16 protein-coding genes and 1 other annotated feature are annotated in these 19936 nt (G+C 53.6%); of the genes, 5 read left to right on the forward strand and 11 right to left on the reverse strand.

All coding sequences use genetic code 11. The features are described from left to right. Positions 1 to 77: 77 nt before the first annotated feature. Positions 78 to 1730 carry a bifunctional UDP-sugar hydrolase/5'-nucleotidase UshA gene (gene ushA / locus FDX04_RS10840; protein ID WP_137360428.1) on the reverse strand — a complete coding sequence of 551 codons (1653 nt, stop codon included), beginning with the start codon at positions 1728 to 1730 and terminating at the stop codon, positions 78 to 80. 174 nt (positions 1731 to 1904) lie between these two features. Between ushA and fsr the strand changes: the two genes are divergently transcribed. Beyond that, positions 1905 to 3125, forward strand: coding sequence for a fosmidomycin MFS transporter (gene fsr / locus FDX04_RS10845; protein WP_042310030.1), 1221 nt, complete (start codon positions 1905 to 1907; stop codon positions 3123 to 3125). A gap of 225 nt (positions 3126 to 3350) precedes the next feature. Further along, positions 3351 to 5030, forward strand: coding sequence for a YbaL family putative K(+) efflux transporter (gene ybaL, locus FDX04_RS10850; RefSeq protein WP_042310032.1), 1680 nt, complete (start codon positions 3351 to 3353; stop codon positions 5028 to 5030). An 89-nt stretch (positions 5031 to 5119) separates the two neighbouring features. Here ybaL and gsk read toward each other — a convergent pair whose 3' ends face one another. Then, positions 5120 to 6424 carry an inosine/guanosine kinase gene (gene gsk, locus FDX04_RS10855; protein ID WP_137370917.1) on the reverse strand — a complete coding sequence of 435 codons (1305 nt, stop codon included), beginning with the start codon at positions 6422 to 6424 and terminating at the stop codon, positions 5120 to 5122. A 151-nt stretch (positions 6425 to 6575) separates the two neighbouring features. Between gsk and aes the strand changes: the two genes are divergently transcribed. Next, positions 6576 to 7535, forward strand: a complete 960-nt coding sequence (gene aes / locus FDX04_RS10860) for an acetyl esterase (RefSeq protein ID WP_137370918.1) — start codon at positions 6576 to 6578, stop codon at positions 7533 to 7535. On the opposite strand, the gene hemH is transcribed toward aes, so the two are convergent. The 8 genes from hemH to FDX04_RS10905 all read right to left on the reverse strand — a co-directional run bounded on the left by hemH (position 7532) and on the right by FDX04_RS10905 (position 15699). Continuing rightward, the gene (hemH, locus tag FDX04_RS10865) at positions 7532 to 8494 is read right to left on the reverse strand and encodes a ferrochelatase (protein ID WP_079225183.1); all 963 of its coding nucleotides are present in this window, start codon (positions 8492 to 8494) and stop codon (positions 7532 to 7534) included. The genes aes and hemH overlap by 4 nt on opposite strands. 181 nt (positions 8495 to 8675) lie before the next feature. Beyond that, complete coding sequence (gene adk / locus FDX04_RS10875; RefSeq protein WP_003021773.1) at positions 8676 to 9320, reverse strand: adenylate kinase; 645 nt, start codon at positions 9318 to 9320, stop codon at positions 8676 to 8678. A gap of 232 nt (positions 9321 to 9552) precedes the next feature. Further along, positions 9553 to 11427 carry a molecular chaperone HtpG gene (gene htpG, locus FDX04_RS10880; protein ID WP_137360425.1) on the reverse strand — a complete coding sequence of 625 codons (1875 nt, stop codon included), beginning with the start codon at positions 11425 to 11427 and terminating at the stop codon, positions 9553 to 9555. Between the two features lie 110 nt (positions 11428 to 11537). Continuing rightward, positions 11538 to 12143: a recombination mediator RecR gene (gene recR / locus FDX04_RS10885; protein ID WP_003021767.1), complete on the reverse strand. Its 606-nt coding sequence runs from the start codon at positions 12141 to 12143 to the stop codon at positions 11538 to 11540. Further along, positions 12143 to 12472: a YbaB/EbfC family nucleoid-associated protein gene (locus tag FDX04_RS10890; protein ID WP_003021764.1), complete on the reverse strand. Its 330-nt coding sequence runs from the start codon at positions 12470 to 12472 to the stop codon at positions 12143 to 12145. Before FDX04_RS10890 ends, recR begins: the two co-directional genes overlap by 1 nt. A 57-nt stretch (positions 12473 to 12529) precedes the next feature. Further along, on the reverse strand, positions 12530 to 14458 hold the full coding sequence (dnaX, locus tag FDX04_RS10895) for a DNA polymerase III subunit gamma/tau (RefSeq protein WP_137360424.1): 1929 nt from the start codon (positions 14456 to 14458) through the stop codon (positions 12530 to 12532). Then, positions 13133 to 13197, reverse strand: a sequence feature (DnaX frameshifting element). (Overlaps the previous gene by 65 nt.) Positions 14459 to 14575: 117 nt before the next feature. Further along, entirely contained in the window at positions 14576 to 15127 is a 552-nt protein-coding gene (gene apt / locus FDX04_RS10900) for an adenine phosphoribosyltransferase (protein WP_006685676.1), read from the reverse strand. Positions 15128 to 15321: 194 nt separating this feature from the next. Continuing rightward, a complete protein-coding gene (locus FDX04_RS10905; RefSeq protein WP_038638360.1) occupies positions 15322 to 15699 on the reverse strand; it encodes a DUF454 family protein in 378 nt (125 codons plus the stop codon). Between the two features lie 69 nt (positions 15700 to 15768). Between FDX04_RS10905 and priC the strand changes: the two genes are divergently transcribed. Further along, entirely contained in the window at positions 15769 to 16296 is a 528-nt protein-coding gene (gene priC, locus FDX04_RS10910; RefSeq protein WP_042310045.1) for a primosomal replication protein N'', read from the forward strand. Positions 16297 to 16310: 14 nt separating this feature from the next. Then, complete coding sequence (gene rsmS / locus FDX04_RS10915) at positions 16311 to 16472, forward strand: pleiotropic regulatory protein RsmS (protein WP_064507026.1); 162 nt, start codon at positions 16311 to 16313, stop codon at positions 16470 to 16472. Between the two features lie 75 nt (positions 16473 to 16547). On the opposite strand, the gene mscK is transcribed toward rsmS, so the two are convergent. Then, positions 16548 to 19913, reverse strand: coding sequence for a mechanosensitive channel MscK (mscK, locus tag FDX04_RS10920; RefSeq protein ID WP_137370919.1), 3366 nt, complete (start codon positions 19911 to 19913; stop codon positions 16548 to 16550). Positions 19914 to 19936 lie beyond the last annotated feature (23 nt).

The raw sequence follows: 19936 nt of genomic DNA on the forward strand, positions 1-19936 counted from the left end.
CAGCTTTAAGGCCTACAAACCGCACTGATCTGTAGGCCGGATAAGGTGCCAGCACCGCCATCCGGCACTCCGCCCTGTTACTGCCAGCTCACCTCGCCCTTCGGCTCATACGCACTGGCATCCAACGGTGAGTTTTTCTGCACGTACTCTTTCAGCACTTCCGCATCGATAAACCCGGTATTCACATAACCTGGCTTGTTATCAATTCGCGGATAGCCATCGCCGCCGGTGGCGTTGAAGCTCAGCGTTGCCATGCGATAGGTTTTAGACGGGTCAACCGGTTCGCCTTTGATTTTCAGATCGTTAAGTTTACCGTCTTTCGCCACAAAGCTGACGTTGGCAAACTGCGGATAGGCCCCGGAGTCCGGCTTCATTTGCGCCACGGCGGTCAGGTAGTCAATCACCTCTTTCCCGCTCATGTCGGCATACACCACAATATTGCCGAACGGCTGCACCTTCAGCACGCTCTTATAGGTAATATCACCGCCTTCAATGGAATCACGAATACCGCCACCGCTCATCACGCCAAAGTCAGCGCTGGTCCGCGCCATTTGCGCAGCCAACAGCAGGTGTCCCATATTGGTCTGTACGAAACGAACTTTGCTGCGGTCACCTTCGAGGCGCGCATTGACGCTACCAATCTTCACGTCCAGTTGCGCTTTACCTTTATTCTGGAATGGCGTCAGCAGCGAGAGCATTTGCTGATTCTCAGCAATTTCCGGGGTGTAGAGTACGCGCTCACTTTTCCCGTTGTCCCAGGTCACTTTTTTCTTCAGGTTGACGGGGATAAGCTGGTAGTTAACCATTTTCATTTCGCCGTTACGGAACTCAAAGTCCGCCCGGCCCACGTATTTCCCCCACTCATGCGCTTGCACAATCCAGATGCCATTTTGCTTATCTGGCGCGCACGGCGTACCCGGTACGTAATCAACCTGCTTCTTGTTTTCCGAGGCCATACACACCGGATCCTGTGAGTGACCACCCACAATCATTGCCAGCGAACCCGCCGGCAGGCTACGCGCCATTTCTACGTCGCCAGGCGCGTTCGAACCGTGATTGCCATTGTCATAATGCCCCATATGGGTGGTCGCAATAATGATGTCTGGCTTTTCACCCATATTGAGTTCCTGGATGACCAGTTTGGCTTCATCGGCAGGTTTACGGAATTCGATATCGGTGAAGAACTCCGGGTTACCAATTTTCGCCGTATCGTCAGTGGTTAAACCAAGTACGGCAATTTTTAAATCCTGACGCTTAAAGATGGCCCACGGCTTAAACAAACGATCGCCAGTGCTTTTCTGGTAGATATTGGCTGAGAGAAACGGGAATTTGGACCATTTTTCCTGCTGGCGCAGCACGGTTAGCGGGTTATCAAATTCGTGATTGCCAACCGCCATCGCGTCATAGCCAATCAGGTTCATGCCGCGAAAATCAGGTTCCGCATCCTGAAGATCGGATTCTGGGACGCCGGTGTTAATATCGCCGCCGGAAAGCAGCAGTACGCTTCCCCCTTCTTCCGCCACCTCTTTACGAATACCGTCCACCAGCGTTTTTTGCGCCGCCAGCCCGTATTCCCCATATTCGCTGCGCCAGAAATGACCGTGATGATCGTTGGTATGCAGAATGGTAATTTTGTAGGTTTTATCTTTTTCGTACGCCTGCGCAGGCTGAGCTGCCAGCGCAAAAGCGGTGAATAACGCCAGCGCCACGCCCCGTTTTAAAAACTTCATATTTCTCTCCCTGAGCCAAAATCAACGACTGAAATTACAATGATATGAAATAATAGTCGAAAATGTTTTCAGAAATGAGACTTCCTTCAAACACCTTCCGCAGGTATGTTAGTCAGGTAATAATAACAAAATAGACTACCCTCATAATCGCAACCCAAACAGAAGTGACTTTCTATGGCAATAAGTGAACCAACCCCGCCAGTGGCTGGCGCGTCAGCGTCGGTTGCTAAAGCGCGCACCTCATTTGGCATTTTAGGGGCGATCAGTCTCTCTCATCTGCTAAACGATATGATCCAGTCGCTGATCCTGGCGATTTATCCGCTCTTGCAGTCAGAGTTCTCTCTGACGTTTATGCAGATCGGGATGATTACGCTAACCTTCCAGCTCGCCTCCTCGCTGCTTCAGCCAGTCGTCGGCTACTGGACGGACAAATATCCGATGCCGTGGTCGCTGCCCATTGGTATGTGCTTCACGCTAAGCGGGCTAGTGCTGCTGGCCATGGCAGGCAGTTTCCATATGGTATTACTCGCGGCGGCGCTGGTCGGTACGGGCTCATCGGTGTTTCACCCGGAGTCATCCCGCGTGGCGCGTATGGCTTCCGGCGGTCGTCATGGCCTCGCCCAGTCAATTTTCCAGGTTGGCGGCAACTTCGGCAGCTCTCTCGGGCCCTTGCTGGCGGCTGTCATCATCGCGCCATATGGTAAAGGTAATGTGGCCTGGTTTGTGTTGGCCGCGTTATTAGCGATTGTGGTTCTGGCACAAATCAGTCGTTGGTATGCTGCGCAGCATCGGATGAGCAAAGGAAAACCGAAAGTCACGATCGTTAATCCATTACCGCGTAATAAAGTGGTACTGGCGGTTAGCATTCTGCTGGTGCTGATTTTCTCCAAATACTTCTATATGGCGAGTATCAGCAGCTATTACACCTTTTATCTGATGCAAAAATTCGGATTATCGGTACAAAACGCCCAGTTTCACCTGTTTGCCTTCCTGTTTGCCGTTGCGGCCGGGACCGTAATTGGTGGACCGTTAGGTGATAAGATTGGCAGAAAATATGTTATTTGGGGCTCTATCCTCGGTGTAGCGCCATTTACCCTCGTTTTACCCTATGCAACACTGGAATGGACCGGGATTTTAACCGTGATAATTGGTTTTATCCTCGCATCTGCCTTTTCTGCCATTCTGGTCTACGCGCAGGAGCTGCTTCCGGGTCGTATCGGCATGGTTTCTGGGCTATTTTTCGGGTTTGCCTTTGGCATGGGCGGCTTGGGAGCCGCGGTATTAGGGCTGATTGCTGACCATACCAGTATTGATTTGGTCTATAAAATATGTGCTTTCCTGCCACTTCTGGGGATACTCACTATATTCTTACCTGATAACCGACATAAAGCCTGATTTTCTGACGGCCAAAAGTAAACTTTGGCCGTCTTCAGTTACAGAGACCATCAGCCTTTACTCCCCGCATACCCCTGTAGTTTTCCGATCCGTGCTTTTTTACGCCTAAAATCCCGTTTTCATCAAAATTCAATAATTATTCATAAACATAAACATTAAAATTGTCATAAACTATTACTCGGAATTTAGGTTTTCAGGATCATCACAGCAACCAAAGGAGACGGAATGCATCACGCCACCCCGCTTATCACCACCATTGTCGGCGGCCTTGTGCTCGCTTTTATATTAGGCATGATTGCCAATAAACTACGTATTTCTCCTCTGGTGGGATATCTGTTAGCGGGCGTTCTGGCCGGTCCATTTACACCTGGTTTTGTTGCTGATACCAAACTCGCGCCCGAACTGGCGGAGCTTGGCGTAATCCTGCTGATGTTCGGCGTGGGGCTGCACTTTTCCTTGAAGGATTTGATGGCGGTAAAGTCCATCGCCATTCCCGGCGCGATTGCCCAGATAGCTGTGGCGACGCTACTGGGTATGGCGCTTTCAGCGGTGATGGGCTGGTCGCTAATGGTGGGTATCGTCTTTGGACTGTGTCTTTCAACCGCCAGTACCGTTGTGCTACTGCGTGCGCTTGAAGAACGGCAGCTTATTGACAGCCAGCGCGGGCAAATCGCGATAGGCTGGCTGATTGTTGAAGATCTGATGATGGTGCTGACGCTGGTTCTCCTGCCCGCCGTCGCCGGCATGCTGGAAAAAGAAGATGTCGGCTTTGCCTCGCTGGCCGTCGATATGGGCATTACCATCGGTAAAGTGGTGGCGTTTATCGCCATTATGATGCTGGTTGGCCGTCGCCTGGTGCCGTGGATCATGGCGCGTAGCGCCGCCACCGGTTCACGAGAGCTGTTTACTCTGTCAGTCCTTGCCCTGGCATTAGGTATCGCGTTTGGCGCAGTGGAATTATTCGATGTCTCCTTTGCTCTGGGCGCGTTCTTCGCTGGCATGGTGCTGAATGAATCCGAACTGAGCCACCGTGCGGCGCATGACACCCTGCCGCTGCGCGATGCGTTCGCCGTATTGTTCTTTGTATCTGTTGGTATGCTGTTTGATCCGTTAATTTTGATCCAGCAGCCGCTGGCGGTACTGGGTACGCTGGCGATAATCGTCTTTGGTAAATCTGTTGCCGCCTATTTCCTCGTGCGCCTGTTTGGTCACTCCCAACGTACAGCGCTCACCATTGCCACCAGCCTGGCGCAGATTGGTGAGTTTGCCTTCATCCTGGCGGGTCTGGGAATGGCGCTAAACCTGCTACCGCAGGCCGGGCAAAATCTGGTGCTGGCGGGGGCTATTCTGTCGATTATGCTCAATCCGGTACTGTTCGCGGTGTTAGAAAAATATCTCGCGAAAACCGAAACGCTGGAAGAACAGACGCTGGAAGAAGCCATCGAAGAAGAGAAACAAATTCCGGTGGATATCTGCAATCACGCTCTGCTGGTAGGCTTTGGCCGCGTCGGTAGTCTGCTGGGTGAAAAATTGATGGCTGCCGGGATTCCGCTGGTGGTTATCGAAACCTCACGTACGCGGGTGGATGAACTGCGTGAGCGCGGGATCCGCGCGGTGCTGGGAAATGCCGCCAACGAAGAGATTATGAATCTGGCGCATCTGGATTGCGCACGCTGGCTGCTACTGACGATTCCAAATGGCTATGAAGCCGGTGAAATCGTCGCTTCCGCTCGCGAAAAGTGCCCGTCGATTGAGATTATCGCCCGCGCGCATTATGACGATGAAGTGGAATATATTACCGACCGCGGTGCCAATCAGGTCGTCATGGGCGAGCGTGAAATCGCCCGCACTATGCTGGAGCTGATTGAAACGCCACCTGCCGGTGACGTTGCTACTGCCAGTTAATATTACGTGCCGGATGGCGCTACGCCATCCGACCTACGTATTCCCACACCAGAGTAGGCCCGATAAGCGCAGCACCATCGGGCAAGAACTCAGCGGTCCCAGTACGACTCTTCGAGACTATCTTCACGTTCTGGCAAACCGCGCGTCAGGCGTGGTGAATGTTGATTCAGCACCTGATAACTCACGCGATTAGCATATTTACACACCTGGGCTAACGATGAATAGGTCAGCCAGGTGAACTTGTGCTTGCTGGAGTTAGGCACGTTGCTGCGGTGGTAGCTGTTGGCGGTAATATCATGCAGCAATGCCGCCAGCGCACCGTCGCCAGCGCCGTTGGTGTTCATGATCTTTTCAGGCCCGCCCATATACGGTGCGATGTGCGAATACACGCGTAGCGGATTAGTACAGTCTTTATGGCGCATGGCGCGGCTGAATTCGTACTGGTTGAATTCGGCAATAGCCCCCGGCAGCAGCGGATGTTGAGTTTTACGTTTGGCTTCTTCTTCCGTAAAGCCCGCCATATACAGACCCGCCGGACCCGCAGTGCACAGCACCAGATCCACCCAATCCAGCGCTTTGTCGGAGGCCAGCAGCGGATCGCTCTCGCCGGTCAGCGCTTCGGCCTCTTCTTCATTCATCGCCAGAATAGAGACATGCTCTTTCAGGAATGCCTGCCACCACTGCGGGTTATCGGCAATAACGAATTTGGTACCCAGCGTCAGAACCACCGGCACATTGTGTTTTTTGGCATATTCGATCGCCTTCATGGTCGCTTCCGGCATCGGCTCGCCCGGTTCGCAACGCACCAGATAGGAGGTCAGCACCAGCGCGGAGGCCCCGGCAATAACTGCCTCGGGGATGCTATCCGCCCGCAGCTTATTCATATGTCCGAGGCTGATAGCGAACGTGCGCTCACCGGATTCGCCAATCAGCGTAAAGCAGCGGCCAATCGGTCCATTAACGCCCTGCAGGTAGTTCAGATCGGTACGGCTGGAGGTATTACATAAATAACGGTACGCGTAGCTACCAATCTCGATATTGCTGCACATCACGCCCAACAGTACCGAGCGGTCATCCGCCAGCACGGAGTAGTTGTGCATCGTGTTACCGATAGTTCCACCGGCAAACTGATGGGTGATCAAATTGTCACGTACCAGCTCCTGGTAGAGCGCTTCGGCAACATCGTCTGCAATCACCAGAGAGTGCCCGGCGCTTAATCCATAACGTTTTACAAAGTCATCATCAACTTTGGCTTCAATATCTACCAGCGTCTGGTCGATACCCACCACCCAGGCTGCGCTGGTTTCATTTTCAGGCTGAATCTGTTGCAGCAATGGATCGCGCGCGCTGACAGGAAAATAGTGTTTGGATTTACGTTTACCGGGAAATTTCATGGTCGATTTTACGGGTGATTAGCTGAGCGGTGCATGGTAGCACATTCCCTGCTTTGCATGCGATGCGGCGCTGAGTTTCAATATCGGACGGTGGGATCGCAGTTTATACGGGGGTAATTTCTACAATAAATCACCTTCACAAGGAGCGTTTATGAAGCCGGAAAATAAGATCCCCGTACTCGACAGAATTTCAGACGAAATGAAAACCGTGGTGAATTTTCATCGCGACGATCTGCCGCCCTGGCCCGCCGCCGATGACATCGTGGCCCAACGCCAACACTATATCCACGAACGACAATTGTGGAATGCCGATGCCCCGCAGATGAACACCCGGGAATGCGTCATTTCTACCGCGCGCGGCCCCGTTGCCACGCGAATTTATTCTCCGCAACCCCATAGTCAGGCCACGCTGTATTATCTGCACGGCGGCGGTTTCATTCTTGGTAATCTGGATACTCACGATCGCATTATGCGCTTACTGGCGCTTTACACGCAGTGCACGGTAATTGGCATCGACTATTCGCTCTCGCCGGAGGCTCGTTTCCCGCAAGCCATCGAGGAGATTGTCGCCGTCTGTCAGTATTATCACCAGCACGCGGGCGACTATTCTCTGAATGTGGATCATATTGGTTTTGCCGGTGATTCCGCTGGCGCGATGCTGGCGCTTGCCAGCGCGTTGTGGCTGCGGGACAAACAGATTGCCTGCGGCAAGGTCGCAGGCGTACTGCTGTGGTATGGACTTTACGGCCTGCAGGATTCGCCCAGCCGACGGCTGATGGGCGGAGCATGGGATGGTTTATCGCGGGAGGATCTGCAGATGTACGAAAACGCGTACCTGCGTAGCGCCGACGATCGCGAGTCGCCGTATTATTGCTTATTCAATAACGACCTGACGCGCGACGTGCCGCCATGTTTTATCGCCGGCGCGGAGTTCGATCCGTTGATTGACGACAGCCGCTTATTATTTCAGACGTTACAGACGCATCAGCAGCCCTGCCAGTACAAAATGTACCCCGGCACGCTGCACGCCTTCCTGCACTACTCGCGGATGATGAAAACCGCCGACGATGCGTTGCGGGAGGGCGCGCGTTACTTCAAAGCACAACTTTAACGATAGGCAGCGGTCAGTTTGACCATCATTTCAATATGTTCCGGTGTGGCATTCAGCGCCGGAATATACTCATATTGCTGGCCGCCAGCCTCGAGGAAAATCTCCCGGTTTTGCACCGCGATCTCTTCCAGCGTTTCAAGGCAATCTGCCGCAAAGCCCGGACACATAACCTGGATATGTCGGGTCCCTTTCTCCGCCAGCATTTTTAACGTTTCGTCGGTATACGGCGTCAGCCACGGTTCGCGACCAAAACGCGACTGGAAGGTCATCATCACTTTTTCCGGCGGCAGGCCAAGCGCAGAGACCAGCTCACGTGTCGTATCGCGACAGCGCTGAGGGTAGTCATCGCCTTCGTCGGCGTAACGTTGTGGAATCCCATGGTAGGAGAGCAGCAGTAAATCGGGTTCGCCGTGTTTGGCGAAGGAGTCACGGGCACTTTTTGCCAGCGCGTCAATATAGGCACTGTCATCGGCGTAATCACGAATAAAAGAGACGCCGGGAATACTGCGTTTACGCGCCAGGATACGCGCGAGTTCATCCCACACCGCCGCCACCGTCGAACAGGAATATTGCGGGTACAGCGGTAACACGACAATGTGTTCAACGCCACTTGCCAACAGTTCGTCGACTGCGCACTCAAGCGAAGGCGAGCCGTAGCTCATGCCCAACGCAACAGGCGTATTGGGCAGGCGTTGTGCCAGCGCCTGCTGTTGTGCCTTGCTGTAGACCATCAGCGGCGAACCGTCTTCCATCCAGATTGACTGGTACAGCTTTGCCACGCGTGGCGCACGCAGCGGCAGGATCACCCCACGCAGCAACGGCCACCACAGCAGGCGGGAAGTATCGACTACACGTTGATCGCTTAAAAACTGGCGCAGGTAGCGTTTAACAGCTTCAGGAGTGGGGGCATCGGGAGTGCCGAGGTTTGCCAGCAGGATACCGGTTTTCGTCTGACGCATTACCGCCTCTTATCGATTCAAATTGTTGATAATTGTAGCGGAAAAGTGATGAAGAAGAACTAATTGCTGCGAGAGGTAAGACATGAATTTGCCTGATGGCGCTGCGCTTATCTGGCCTACAAAAAAATCATAGGCCGGATAAGGTGTTTACACCGCCATCCGGCATTGACTGCGCTAAAACTTAACCGAGGATTTTTTCCAGCGCTGCGCGCACGTCAGCCACGGCCTGAGTGCCGTCTACTTTCGCGTATTTGGTGTTACCCGCCTGCGCTTCTTTAGAGTAGTAGCCGATCAGCGGCGCGGTCATCTGATGGTATTCCACCAGGCGCTTACGCACCGTCTCTTCCTGATCGTCTTTACGGGTAGTCAGTTCTTCGCCAGTCACGTCGTCTTTACCTTCAACCTTAGGCGGGTTGAATTTGATGTGGTAAACGCGGCCAGAAGCAGCGTGTACGCGACGGCCCACGATACGGTCAACGATCAGCTCGTCAGGTACGTCAAACTCCAGAACGTAGTCCACGTTGATACCTGCTTCTTTCATGGCGTCAGCCTGCGGAATAGTACGCGGGAAGCCATCCAGCAGGAAACCATTACGGCAGTCTTCCTGAGCAATACGCTCTTTTACCAGCGCGATCACCAGCTCATCAGTCACCAGCTTACCGGCGTCCATGATGTCTTTCGCTTGTTTGCCCAGCTCGGAGCCAGATTTCACGGCGGCACGCAGCATATCACCGGTGGAGATTTGCGGAATACCATACTTCTCCATGATGAACTGAGCCTGAGTTCCTTTACCCGCGCCCGGAGCGCCAAGCAGAATGATACGCATTACGAAAATCCCCTTAAAGGTTGTCGATATTTTTTAAAAAGCGCTAAACGATACCACCATCACGCAATTGGCTCAAGGAAGACGCCCGACGCTGAAACGGTTAATGGAGGGAAAATTGAAAATAAGGAGTGAAATTGCCGGATGGCGGTGTAAACACCTCATCCGGCCTACAATATCTTTTTAATCGTAGGCCGGATAAGCGTTAGCGCCATCCGGCATTAGATGATGACGATCAGGACACCAGCAGCTGGTTCATACGACGGATGAACTGGTTAGGATCTTCCAGCGTGCCGCGTTCGGCGAAGAGAGCCTGATCCAGCAGCAGTTCAACCCACTCTTTAAACTGCGTTTCGTCCTGGGTATCCGCCGTGCGTTTTACCAGCACGTGGTCCGGGTTAAGTTCAAAGATATATTTCACGTCCGGTACGGCCTGACCCGCAGCAGCGAACAGTTTCGCCATCTGGGTGCTCATTTCGTCCGCATCGGTGGTGACGATGGTCGGCGTGTCAGTCAGACGGTGGGTCAGACGCACTTCTTTGACGCGATCGCCCAGCAGGGTTTTCACGCGTTCAACGAACGGTGTCAGCGCTTTTTCCGCTTCTTTCGCGCTCTCGTCCACTTCATCCGCCAGTTTATCGATGGACTCGTCGGCTTTCGCAACGGACTGGAACGGCTTGCCGTCGAACTCGGTCAGGTAGTTCATCATCCACTCATCAATGCGATCAGAAAGCAGCAGGACTTCAATGCCTTTCTTACGCAGCAGTTCCAGGTGCGGGCTGCTCTTCGCCGCCGCGTAGCTGTCTGCAGTGATGTAGTAGATTTTCTCCTGCCCTTCTTTCATGCGGGAGATATAGTCTTCCAGCGACACGGTCTGTGCGGAGGAGTCTGTGTGCGTAGACGCGAAGCGCATCAGCTTAGCGATAGTTTCCTGATTGGCGTGGTCTTCCGCCGGACCTTCTTTCAGCACCAGGCCGAACTGTTTCCAGAAGGTCTGGTATTTTTCGGCGTCATCTTTCGCCAGTTTTTCCAGCATCTGCAACACGCGTTTGGTCAGCGCGCTGCGCAGGTTACGGGTGACGGTGCTGTCCTGCAGGATCTCGCGGGAAACGTTCAGCGGTAAATCGTTGGAATCTATCAGACCGCGCACAAAGCGCAGATAGTTCGGCATAAACTGCTCGGCGTCGTCCATGATGAACACTCGCTGAACGTACAGTTTCAGACCATGCTTGTGATCGCGGTTCCACATATCCCACGGCGCCTGCGACGGAATGTACAGCAGGCTGGTGTACTCCTGCTTACCTTCCACACGGTTGTGGCTCCAGGTCAGCGGGTCAGTAAAGTCGTGGGCGATATGCTTGTAAAATTCGTTGTACTCGTCGTCTTTGATTTCCGACTTGTTACGCGTCCACAGCGCCTGCGCCTTGTTGATCTTTTCCCAGGAAACCACGGTCTCGCCGTCTTTCTCTTCGGATTTTTCGATCTCTACCGGCAGCGCGATATGGTCGGAATATTTGCTGATGATGGAACGTACACGCCAGTCATCCAGGAACTCGTCTTCACCTTCGCGCAGATGCAAAGTGATTTCGGTGCCGCGATCGTCTTTGGTGATATCGGCAACGGTGTACTCGCCTTCGCCCGCAGATTCCCAGAACACGCCGTTCTCAGGCTTGTCGCCCGCCGCGCGGGTACGTACGGTCACTTTATCAGCCACGATAAACGCCGAGTAGAAGCCAACCCCGAACTGACCGATCAACTGGCTGTCTTTCGCCTGATCGGAGCCCATGGATTCGAGGAAAGATTTGGTACCGGATTTCGCAATGGTCCCCAGATGATCGATGACGTCATCACGGTTCATCCCCACGCCGTTATCAGCAATGGTCAACGTACGCTTATCTTTATCGAAGGAAACACGCACGCGCAGTTCACCGTCACCCTCGTACAGATCCGGGTTAGACAGTGCACGGAAACGCAGCTTGTCTGCTGCATCTGAGGCGTTAGAGATAAGCTCACGCAGGAAGATTTCTTTATTGGAATACAGAGAATGGATCATCAGGTGCAGAAGCTGTTTTACTTCTGACTGAAAACCACGAGTTTCTTGTCCTTTCATGTAGATCTACCTCAACAATGCCATTTTCAATGGTAAAAACACGTTGAGGGTGAAATGGGGACAAGCGGGAAAGATTTCAAGCGGAAGCCGCCGTCGCGGCCTCCGTTTGTTCAGAATTTAATCTTGTGACGCCCGGCCAGAGAGTGCGACAGCGTGGTGCCGTCGACCATTTCCAGCTCGCCGCCGACCGGTACGCCATGGGCGATACGGCTGGCTTCAACGCCATACTGCATGCAAAGCTCAGCAATATAGTTGGCGGTCGCCTCTCCTTCGACCGTGGGATTGGTCGCGAGGATCAGTTCGTTGATTTGCTCAGACGCCAGTCGCTGTTCGAGACGATCCAGCCCGATATCATCAGGGCCAATACCGTCCAGCGGTGACAGGTGCCCCATCAGCACGAAGTAACGTCCAGAAAATTGGCCGGTTTGCTCAATGGCATAGATGTCCGCCGGACTCTCCACCACGCAAATCTGACCATTTTCCTGACGACGCGGGTTCGAACAGATGTTACAGACGTCCTGCTCTGTGAAGGTGCGGCAATCGGCACAGTGGCCGATTTCCGACATCGCCTTCGTTAACGCCTGCGCCAGACGCATCCCGCCGCTGCGATCGCGCTGAAGTAGCGTGAACGCCATGCGCTGCGCAGACTTCGGGCCAACGCCCGGCAGACAGCGCAGTGCTTCCATAAGCTGAGTTAACAGCGGGCTGGTTTGCATCAGAACGGCATCTTAAAGCCAGGCGGCAGCTGCATTCCGGAAGAAACAGAAGCCATCTTCTCTTTCTGCGTCTCTTCAATGCGACGCGCCGCGTCGTTGAATGCCGCAGCAACCAGGTCTTCCAGCATCTCTTTGTCGTCTTCCAGCAGGCTTGGATCGATCTCCACGCGACGGCAGTTGTGCGCGCCGTTGATAGTCACTTTTACCAGACCCGCACCAGATTCGCCGGTCACTTCCAGCTTGGCGACTTCTTCCTGCATCTGCTGCATTTTTTCCTGCATCTGCTGGGCCTGTTTCATCAGGTTACCCAGACCGCCTTTACCAAACATAGGCTTCTCTCTCAATCACGTTAAGGGATGACGACCGTCCAACCATCAGGCTGACGATCAAATGGGGCGAATACTCTCTTCGTCCAGGTCTGCATCGAAAAAACGACGCAACGTCTGAATGTTATTATCCGCAATAATCGACTCACGCGCCTGCGCGAGTTTCTCTTCATAAATGGCCTGACGCCACTCCAGCGGCGTGCGCACCGCTGGATTATCATCTTCAACGATGGTCAATTCAACCGTTGACCCCGTTAAGGTACTCAATGCTTCGGCCAGTTTTTGCTGCGCGCCGCTGGAATTAAGGTGCCGTTGTGTGGAACGTAGGTGCAGGCAAACCACGTTGCCATACTCTTCTTTCCAGGCATTCAGCGCCACCTGCTCCACCAGTTTAGGCAGCGAAAGCTGGCTCACCTGAGCAGCCCAGGGATCACGCTCAATGGCTTCTGCCGCCAGTTTTGCCGCCAGTTCCGGCGTTTTTTCATGCTCAAGCGCTTTTTTCAGCGCTTTCGGCGTGGCAACGACTTCTTTGACTTCGGCTACGGGATTGGTCGTTTTCCAGCGATACGCTTCCTTCTTCGCTGGCGCTTTTTCCAGCGCAGAAACTGCAGGGCGCGCCTGAACGCGTTCCGACACCGAAGCCAGTCTTTCCAGCGCAGCATTATTCACCGGCCGCGCGCGGGAAGCGGCTGCCGGTTCACTCTTTTTTGGTTTGGATGCTCCCTGAGCGCGTTGCAGCTGGCTGCGCGCCGCCAGCACCTGGCTGGTGGCATCAGAGAGCGGCACATTCTGTTGCTGCTGCGCTGGCGCAGGCTGCTGTGATATCTGCGTCGGGGTCATCACCGCAGTGGGCGCGACGGGGGCAAACGACTGGCGTGGGACTTCAGGCTCCGGCAGCGGCATGCGCGGATGAAAAGCCAGCGCACGCAGTAGCGTCATTTCGACACCCATTCGTCTGTCCGGCGCATACGGCAGTTCTTTGCGCCCAATTAACAGGGTTTGATAGTAAAGCTGTATATCGGTTGGCGGCACGATTCGCGCCAGTTCGCGCATACGCTGTTCAATGGCGGCCATATCGCTGCCGAGCGCAGCGGGCGAAAGTTGTACCATAGCAATGCGATGCAGCAAAGCCGACATCTCAACCAGCAGCGCTTCCCATTCAATACCCCGTGCGGCGGCATCGTTCACCAACGTCATAACGCGTTCGCCGTCAGCCGCGACAACCGCTTCAACAAGCGAGAGTGCCTGGTCATCGTCCAATGTGCCGAGCATGGTGCTCACTGCGTCGGTCGACACCTGACCATCGCCGCTGGCAATCGCCTGATCGGTCAGACTCAGCGCATCGCGCAGGCTGCCGTCCGCGGCGCGGGCCAGCAGTTGCAAGGCGCGTGGCTCATGGGCGATATGCTCTTCTTTGAGGATATGCTCAAGCTGATGGCGAATCTGTTCAACATCCAACGCTTTAAGATGGAATTGCAGACAGCGCGACAGGATAGTCACCGGCAGCTTCTGCGGATCGGTGGTCGCCAGCAGGAATTTAACGTGCGCAGGTGGCTCTTCGAGCGTTTTCAGTAAGGCGTTAAAGCTGTGGCGCGACAGCATGTGCACTTCGTCGATCAAATAGACCTTGAAGCGACCGCGCGCAGGCGCGTACTGAACGTTATCCAGCAGATCGCGGGTGTCTTCGACTTTGGTGCGTGAGGCGGCATCGATTTCAATCAGATCGACAAAACGCCCCTGCTCAATTTCACGGCAGTTATCGCACACGCCGCACGGCGTGGCGGTGATGCCGGTTTCACAGTTTAGTCCCTTCGCCAGTAAACGGGCGATAGAGGTTTTTCCGACGCCACGGGTGCCGGAAAACAGATAAGCATGATGAATACGCCCTAACGACAAGCCGTTCGCCAGTGCCGTCAGCACATGTTCCTGGCCGACGACGTCAGCAAAGGTTTGGGGGCGCCATTTTCGGGCTAAGACCTGATAACTCATTGGCAGGCTCTGAAAGGCTGGAGGGTGGATTCACAGGAGGATAATGCTAACACAACCTCGCAGCGACGGCGAGGTTGTGTGTCTCGGTATTACTTCAGCCGAGATGAGATAGCCGACTTAGTGGCCCGGGAACGGAACCAGGCTATAACAGGTCAGCCCCTGTTTTTCCAGGCGCTGTTCGCCGCCCAGGTCAAACAGGTTAATGATAAAAGCAGCATCGGTCACTTCGCCACCCAGACGGCGGATCAGTTTCACGGTGGCTTCAATCGTGCCGCCGGTTGCCAGCAGGTCGTCCACTACCAGGACCTTATCGCCCGGTTTGATGGCATCAACGTGGATTTCCAGCTGATCGGTGCCGTATTCCAGCTCATAGCTCTCGGCGATCACTTCACGCGGAAGCTTGCGGGGTTTACGTACCGGAACAAAGCCGACGCCCAGACCCAATGCTACCGGCGCGCCAAACAGGAAGCCACGCGCTTCGGTGCCAACCACTTTAGTGATACCCGCATTTTTGTAGCGTTCAACCAGCAATTCAATGCTGAGGGCGTAGGCTTTCGGGTCTTCCAGTAAGCTGGTGACATCGCGAAAAAGAATGCCCGGTTTCGGGTAGTCGTGGATGCTTTTGATGCTATTTTTGAGAAACTCAAGCTGCTGTGCAGTCGCGGTCATAAGTTTGTGCCTGATTAATTCGGTATTACTTCACGGCGCACTATACACTTCATCCTCGACGTGTCTTGAATGATTTTGTGTCTATATTAAGGGCCAGGGTTACATTTGCTTAACCTTTGACCACCTGCGCCTGTGCTCGAAAACGGTCGAATTTACTGGCTGTGAGCGACAATTGCAACAGCGATTATTGCGCTTTATTGCTTTTGTTGTTTTTCATCAATCACCGGGATCCGCCACATAAAAATCAGTAAACAGGCGAGAATAACCAGCAGCAGGCCGCGTACCCACATCATATTGACCAGCCACAGTGAAATACCAAACGTAATCAATATCAGCAAAATAGCGCGCGGCTTTGCGCCCGGCGGCATCGCGCGGTGTTTTTGCCAATGGCGCAGATACCCGCCGAACCACGAACGATACAGCAGCCAATCGTGAAAACGCGGCGATGAGCGGGCAAAACACCAGGCAGCCAACAGGATAAATGGCGTCGTGGGTAATAGCGGCAATACCACGCCCAGCGTTCCTAATACTACCGCTAGCCAGCCAATGATGATTAGAATAATGCGTTGCATAATATGAGTACTTAACACAGAGAATCGCTACTTTAGCATAACAGTTCTCATTTTCATCGGAGTGTTGTCGTGAAAACCGTCATGCTGCTACAGACGCTCGAAAACCAGCTTAACCGCCTGCGGCAGCGTTGTGCCCCGTTGGCGCACCATACAACGCTGAGCGCCCGCTTTGACAGGCATCTGTTTCACACTCGCAGTACGTTGCTGCAGGCGTGTCTGGATGAAGCAGAAGAAAATCTTAAGGCCCTACGCCGCGCGGTTGATCAGCAACAACTACCACAAATTAGCTGGCTTGCGGAACATCTTGCCTCACAGTTAGAGGCGATTTCACGCGAAACCACCAGCTGGTCGCTCAGAGAGTGGGACTGCGCCTCTCCCGGTCTGGCGCGTTGGCAGCGCAAGCGGGTTCAACACCAGGAATTTGAACGCCGGCTGGTTGAAATGACGCGTGAACGCAAAGAGCGCCTGGCTCAGGCTACTGGCTTTGAAGAACAGCAAAAGCTGCATCGTGAAGTAGAAGCATTCGAAGCGCGACTCGCGCGCTGTCGTCATGCACTGGCAAGAATAGAAAATGTGCTGGCGCGTTTAACCCGCTAATCCCCGGAGAATTTATGTCATTAGAGAACGCCCCGGACGAGGTCAAACTGGCCGTCGACCTGATTGTTTTACTTGAGGAAAATCAGGTTGCGCCTGAGACCGTGCTGAAGGCGCTAGAGATTATTAAACGGGATTACGAAAGGAAGCAGCTCTCTTCTTCTAAAAAAGCGCTATAGCTGAAATGCCTGATAGCGTTGCACTTATCAGGCCTACGAATGAATGAAAGCTCGCAGGCCTGATGATTTTTTCTATTAACCTACCGAAGGCGTCGGATCGTCACCCTTGATGATGTCACGCTTAACCTCGGTCACAGTGTCCCCTTTCGCATTATGCAGGTGCACTTCGAGCTGGTTAAAGGCGATATCAATGTCATTTTCACGGCACAAACGATCGACCGCACGGTTAAGTTCGTCAACCGTATGGCTACGATCGCGCAGTTCACGCACGTATAAACGCAGCTCATGATCCAACGTGCTGGCACCGAAGGCGGTAAAGAACACCGCTGGCTCCGGATCGTGCATCACTTTCGGATGTTCCATCGCCGCCTGCAGCAGCACTTTCTTCACTTTCTCCAGATCCGAACCGTAGGCCACACCAATGCGGATCACCAGACGCGTAGTGGTATCGGAAAGCGACCAGTTGATCAAACGCTCCGTCACAAAGGCTTTGTTCGGGATGATCACCTCTTTGCGATCAAAGTCGGTAATAGTGGTGGCACGGATACGGATCTTGCTGACCGTTCCCGAGAATGTTCCGATGGTCACGGTATCGCCGATACGTACCGGGCGCTCAAACAGAATAATCAGACCGGAAACAAAGTTACCGAAAATCTCCTGCAAACCAAAACCAAGACCAACCGACAAAGCTGCGGCCAGCCACTGTAGTTTATCCCACGAGACGCCGAGCGATCCGAAGACCGTCATCGCACCGATGGCGATGATCGCATAGTTAAGAATGGTGGTGATCGCATACGACGCCCCCTGGCGCATCTTCAGTCGCGAGAGCACCAATACTTCCAACAGGCCGGGTAAGTTACGGATCAGCGCCCACGCGACCATTGACGCAATAATCGCAAACAGCAGGCTGCCCATGGTGACGCTTTTCACCACTGCGGCCCCCGCTTCTGTCGCGTTATAATGCCAGAGCGTAATGCTGTCGAGGTAACTGAACACGGTGATCAGATCGGACCAAATTGCCCAGAACAGAACACCAAACAGGGCAACCATCACCAGCATGGTGATACGCAAGGTTTGCTGGTTAACCTGCTCCAGCGCAATGGTCGGTTCTTCTTGCGGTTCCGCGCCTTCCGCCCCTTCTTTCACCAGGTTCTGACGACGCGCTAACGCACGACGCCAGGCGATACGCCGCGCCGCTACGCTCAACCCGCGAAGTACCGTCTGATACAACAGGTTCCAGACAATAACCAGATAAACCGTTTCAATCCAGCGCCCCGACAAGCGCAGCGTGGTATAGAAATACCCTGTCGCCGTCAGCACCATCAATGCGATAGGGATAATAGACAGCACGGTAATGGTGACCAGACGCAGACCATGCGACTCTTTGTCACGCCAGCTTTCACGGCACATTGGCCATACCAGGAAGGCGATCAGCAACAGGTTGAGGAAAATGACGGACTGACCAAGCACATCGTCCATCAGATTGAGCGGTGACAGTTCAGCAACAACCGACCAGAAGTTAAGCGGTAACAACGCCAGGCTAATACGCACAATCTGACGACGCCAGTGGCTGGTTTGCTTTGCAGGCATGCCAAAATGGCGTATCGCCACGCCATCTTTTTCCAGCACCTTCCAGCACAGACCAAACACCAGCCAGAAGACGGTCATCTTCTTACTGAACGCCCACAGCAGGTCGCTGATATTCAGCTGCATGGTAAGCAGAATCAGACCCACGGCGAGGATAATCAGACAGGCCGGCAGCGCTCTGATGAGATCGATCAGTATCGCTTTTGGCGTATTGAGCTGACTGTCATTACGAAGGTTGCCTACCGCAGCGGCTAATTTCGCCTGATATTCTTTCAGCCATTTCAAACGCCAGCGGATTAACCCGGCGATGAGCAGCAGCGGCAACCCTGCGAGGAAGGCAATAAATACCGCTGGCCAGGCTTTTTCCCAGTTCACCGTGATTTTCATCGACTTAAACTGGTCTTTCAGCGTTTGCGGGAAGGCTTTGATCCAGTCCCAGTCCATTGGGCGGTTACTGTTAACCCAAAAAATTTGCTGGGTGAGGATCCCTTTCAGGTTTTTCGACACGCTCATCAACTGCTGCTGGTTGATTTGCAGGTTAATCGCCATCATCAACTGGTTACCCAGTTGCTTATTCAACTGATCCAACAGCTCCCGGCGCATATCCACGACCTGCAGCAGGGCATCATGAACTTCACCGTTGACTTCGCTGCTGTGCCCTTCTTCCAGTTTGGCGACAAACGCATCATTCTGGAACAGGGCGTCACGTTGCTGATTGACCTCGAACTGCTCCAGACGCAAATCGGCGATCCGGTTAGTCATATCGGCAAGCTCATCTGCCGACGGCAGCGTTTGTTGCTGCTGGTACAGAATACGTGACAGCAGCAGACTGCCTTTCAGGACAGCGATCTGCTCTTTAATATTGCGTTCGGATTGCAGCGCGCGATCGAGCCAGTTTTTGACCTTAATGTTTTGCTGCATCAGGTTATTGCCGTTTTCGGTCGCGGCGATTAGACGCTGGCTAAGCTGATGGTTGACGTCCAGTTCCTGCTTCACTAACGGATTAGACTGAATACGCTCAGCTTCGTCAGGCGATACCGCTTCCTGCGCCGTCTTTTCGGTTAACGTCAGTCGTTTGCTGTTTACCGCTTCTTGCAGGAGCTGGAGCTGGTGTTCAAGACGATTGCTGTTTGCCGTCACGTAATCGCGTTGTTTTTGCAAGGTGTCCTGCAAAATCGTATTACCTTCAAGGCTTTTACGTTGTTGATCGATCTGCGCGTTCAAGAGCGCCTGCTGTGCCTGCAGCAGGACCTGCTGGCTGGGGCGCAACGCCGCCTCACCCACGTTATTACCATCAAGCCGATTGCGGATTTGCTGCATTTGCTGCGACGCGGTGTACATCGCATTTTGCACGCGCTCTGGCTGAGTCTGCAGTGATACCAGTTGGCTGTTATAAGCGGCCAAATCGTTTTGCGCGCTTTGCAGGTCATCCAATACCTGCGCCACGCGCGACTCCAGCTGGCGTAAGGAGAGCGTACTCAGCGTTTTTCGCGTTTCATCGTCATTATCAACATCGCTGAGCGAATTTAGCGCATCCGTCGCCTGACGCATTTTCTCCGGCGCCTCGGCAACTTTCTGCCGAAGCTGTACGGTCTCATCTTTCACGCGATCGATTTTATCCAGCGTGGCGATGGTATCGGTCAGATCCTGCTGAACCAGCTTATCCTGCGCGGAGAGATCTTTTTGTTTATTCAGCGCGTCCAGTTGGCTCTGAATATCCGCTTTCGTCGGCAGATCTCCACTCTGTTGCGCCCGTGCAAATGCTGACGACTGGCAAGAAAGCAATAGAATGAAGAAAAGAAAGGTAATAGCAATAAGATGCTGTGAACGTTTATAGAGCTGCAACATAGTCATGAGAATGAACGTTTCTGAACCGG

The organism is Citrobacter sp. wls615 (genome assembly GCF_005281355.1).
Classification (GTDB): Bacteria; Pseudomonadota; Gammaproteobacteria; order Enterobacterales; family Enterobacteriaceae; genus Citrobacter; species Citrobacter werkmanii.

Excerpts from the sequence above, each read along its gene's own strand:
- ushA (WP_137360428.1), bottom strand. The coding sequence starts at position 1,730 with ATGAAGTTTTTAAAACGGGGCGTGGCGCTGGCGTTATTCACCGCTTTT.
- fsr (WP_042310030.1), top strand. The coding sequence starts at position 1,905 with ATGGCAATAAGTGAACCAACCCCGCCAGTGGCTGGCGCGTCAGCGTCG.
- ybaL (WP_042310032.1), top strand. The coding sequence starts at position 3,351 with ATGCATCACGCCACCCCGCTTATCACCACCATTGTCGGCGGCCTTGTG.
- gsk (WP_137370917.1), bottom strand. The coding sequence starts at position 6,424 with ATGAAATTTCCCGGTAAACGTAAATCCAAACACTATTTTCCTGTCAGC.
- aes (WP_137370918.1), top strand. The coding sequence starts at position 6,576 with ATGAAGCCGGAAAATAAGATCCCCGTACTCGACAGAATTTCAGACGAA.
- hemH (WP_079225183.1), bottom strand. The coding sequence starts at position 8,494 with ATGCGTCAGACGAAAACCGGTATCCTGCTGGCAAACCTCGGCACTCCC.
- adk (WP_003021773.1), bottom strand. The coding sequence starts at position 9,320 with ATGCGTATCATTCTGCTTGGCGCTCCGGGCGCGGGTAAAGGAACTCAG.
- htpG (WP_137360425.1), bottom strand. The coding sequence starts at position 11,427 with ATGAAAGGACAAGAAACTCGTGGTTTTCAGTCAGAAGTAAAACAGCTT.
- recR (WP_003021767.1), bottom strand. The coding sequence starts at position 12,143 with ATGCAAACCAGCCCGCTGTTAACTCAGCTTATGGAAGCACTGCGCTGT.
- FDX04_RS10890 (WP_003021764.1), bottom strand. The coding sequence starts at position 12,472 with ATGTTTGGTAAAGGCGGTCTGGGTAACCTGATGAAACAGGCCCAGCAG.
- dnaX (WP_137360424.1), bottom strand. The coding sequence starts at position 14,458 with ATGAGTTATCAGGTCTTAGCCCGAAAATGGCGCCCCCAAACCTTTGCT.
- apt (WP_006685676.1), bottom strand. The coding sequence starts at position 15,127 with ATGACCGCGACTGCACAGCAGCTTGAGTTTCTCAAAAATAGCATCAAA.
- FDX04_RS10905 (WP_038638360.1), bottom strand. The coding sequence starts at position 15,699 with ATGCAACGCATTATTCTAATCATCATTGGCTGGCTAGCGGTAGTATTA.
- rsmS (WP_064507026.1), top strand. The coding sequence starts at position 16,311 with ATGTCATTAGAGAACGCCCCGGACGAGGTCAAACTGGCCGTCGACCTG.
- mscK (WP_137370919.1), bottom strand. The coding sequence starts at position 19,913 with ATGACTATGTTGCAGCTCTATAAACGTTCACAGCATCTTATTGCTATT.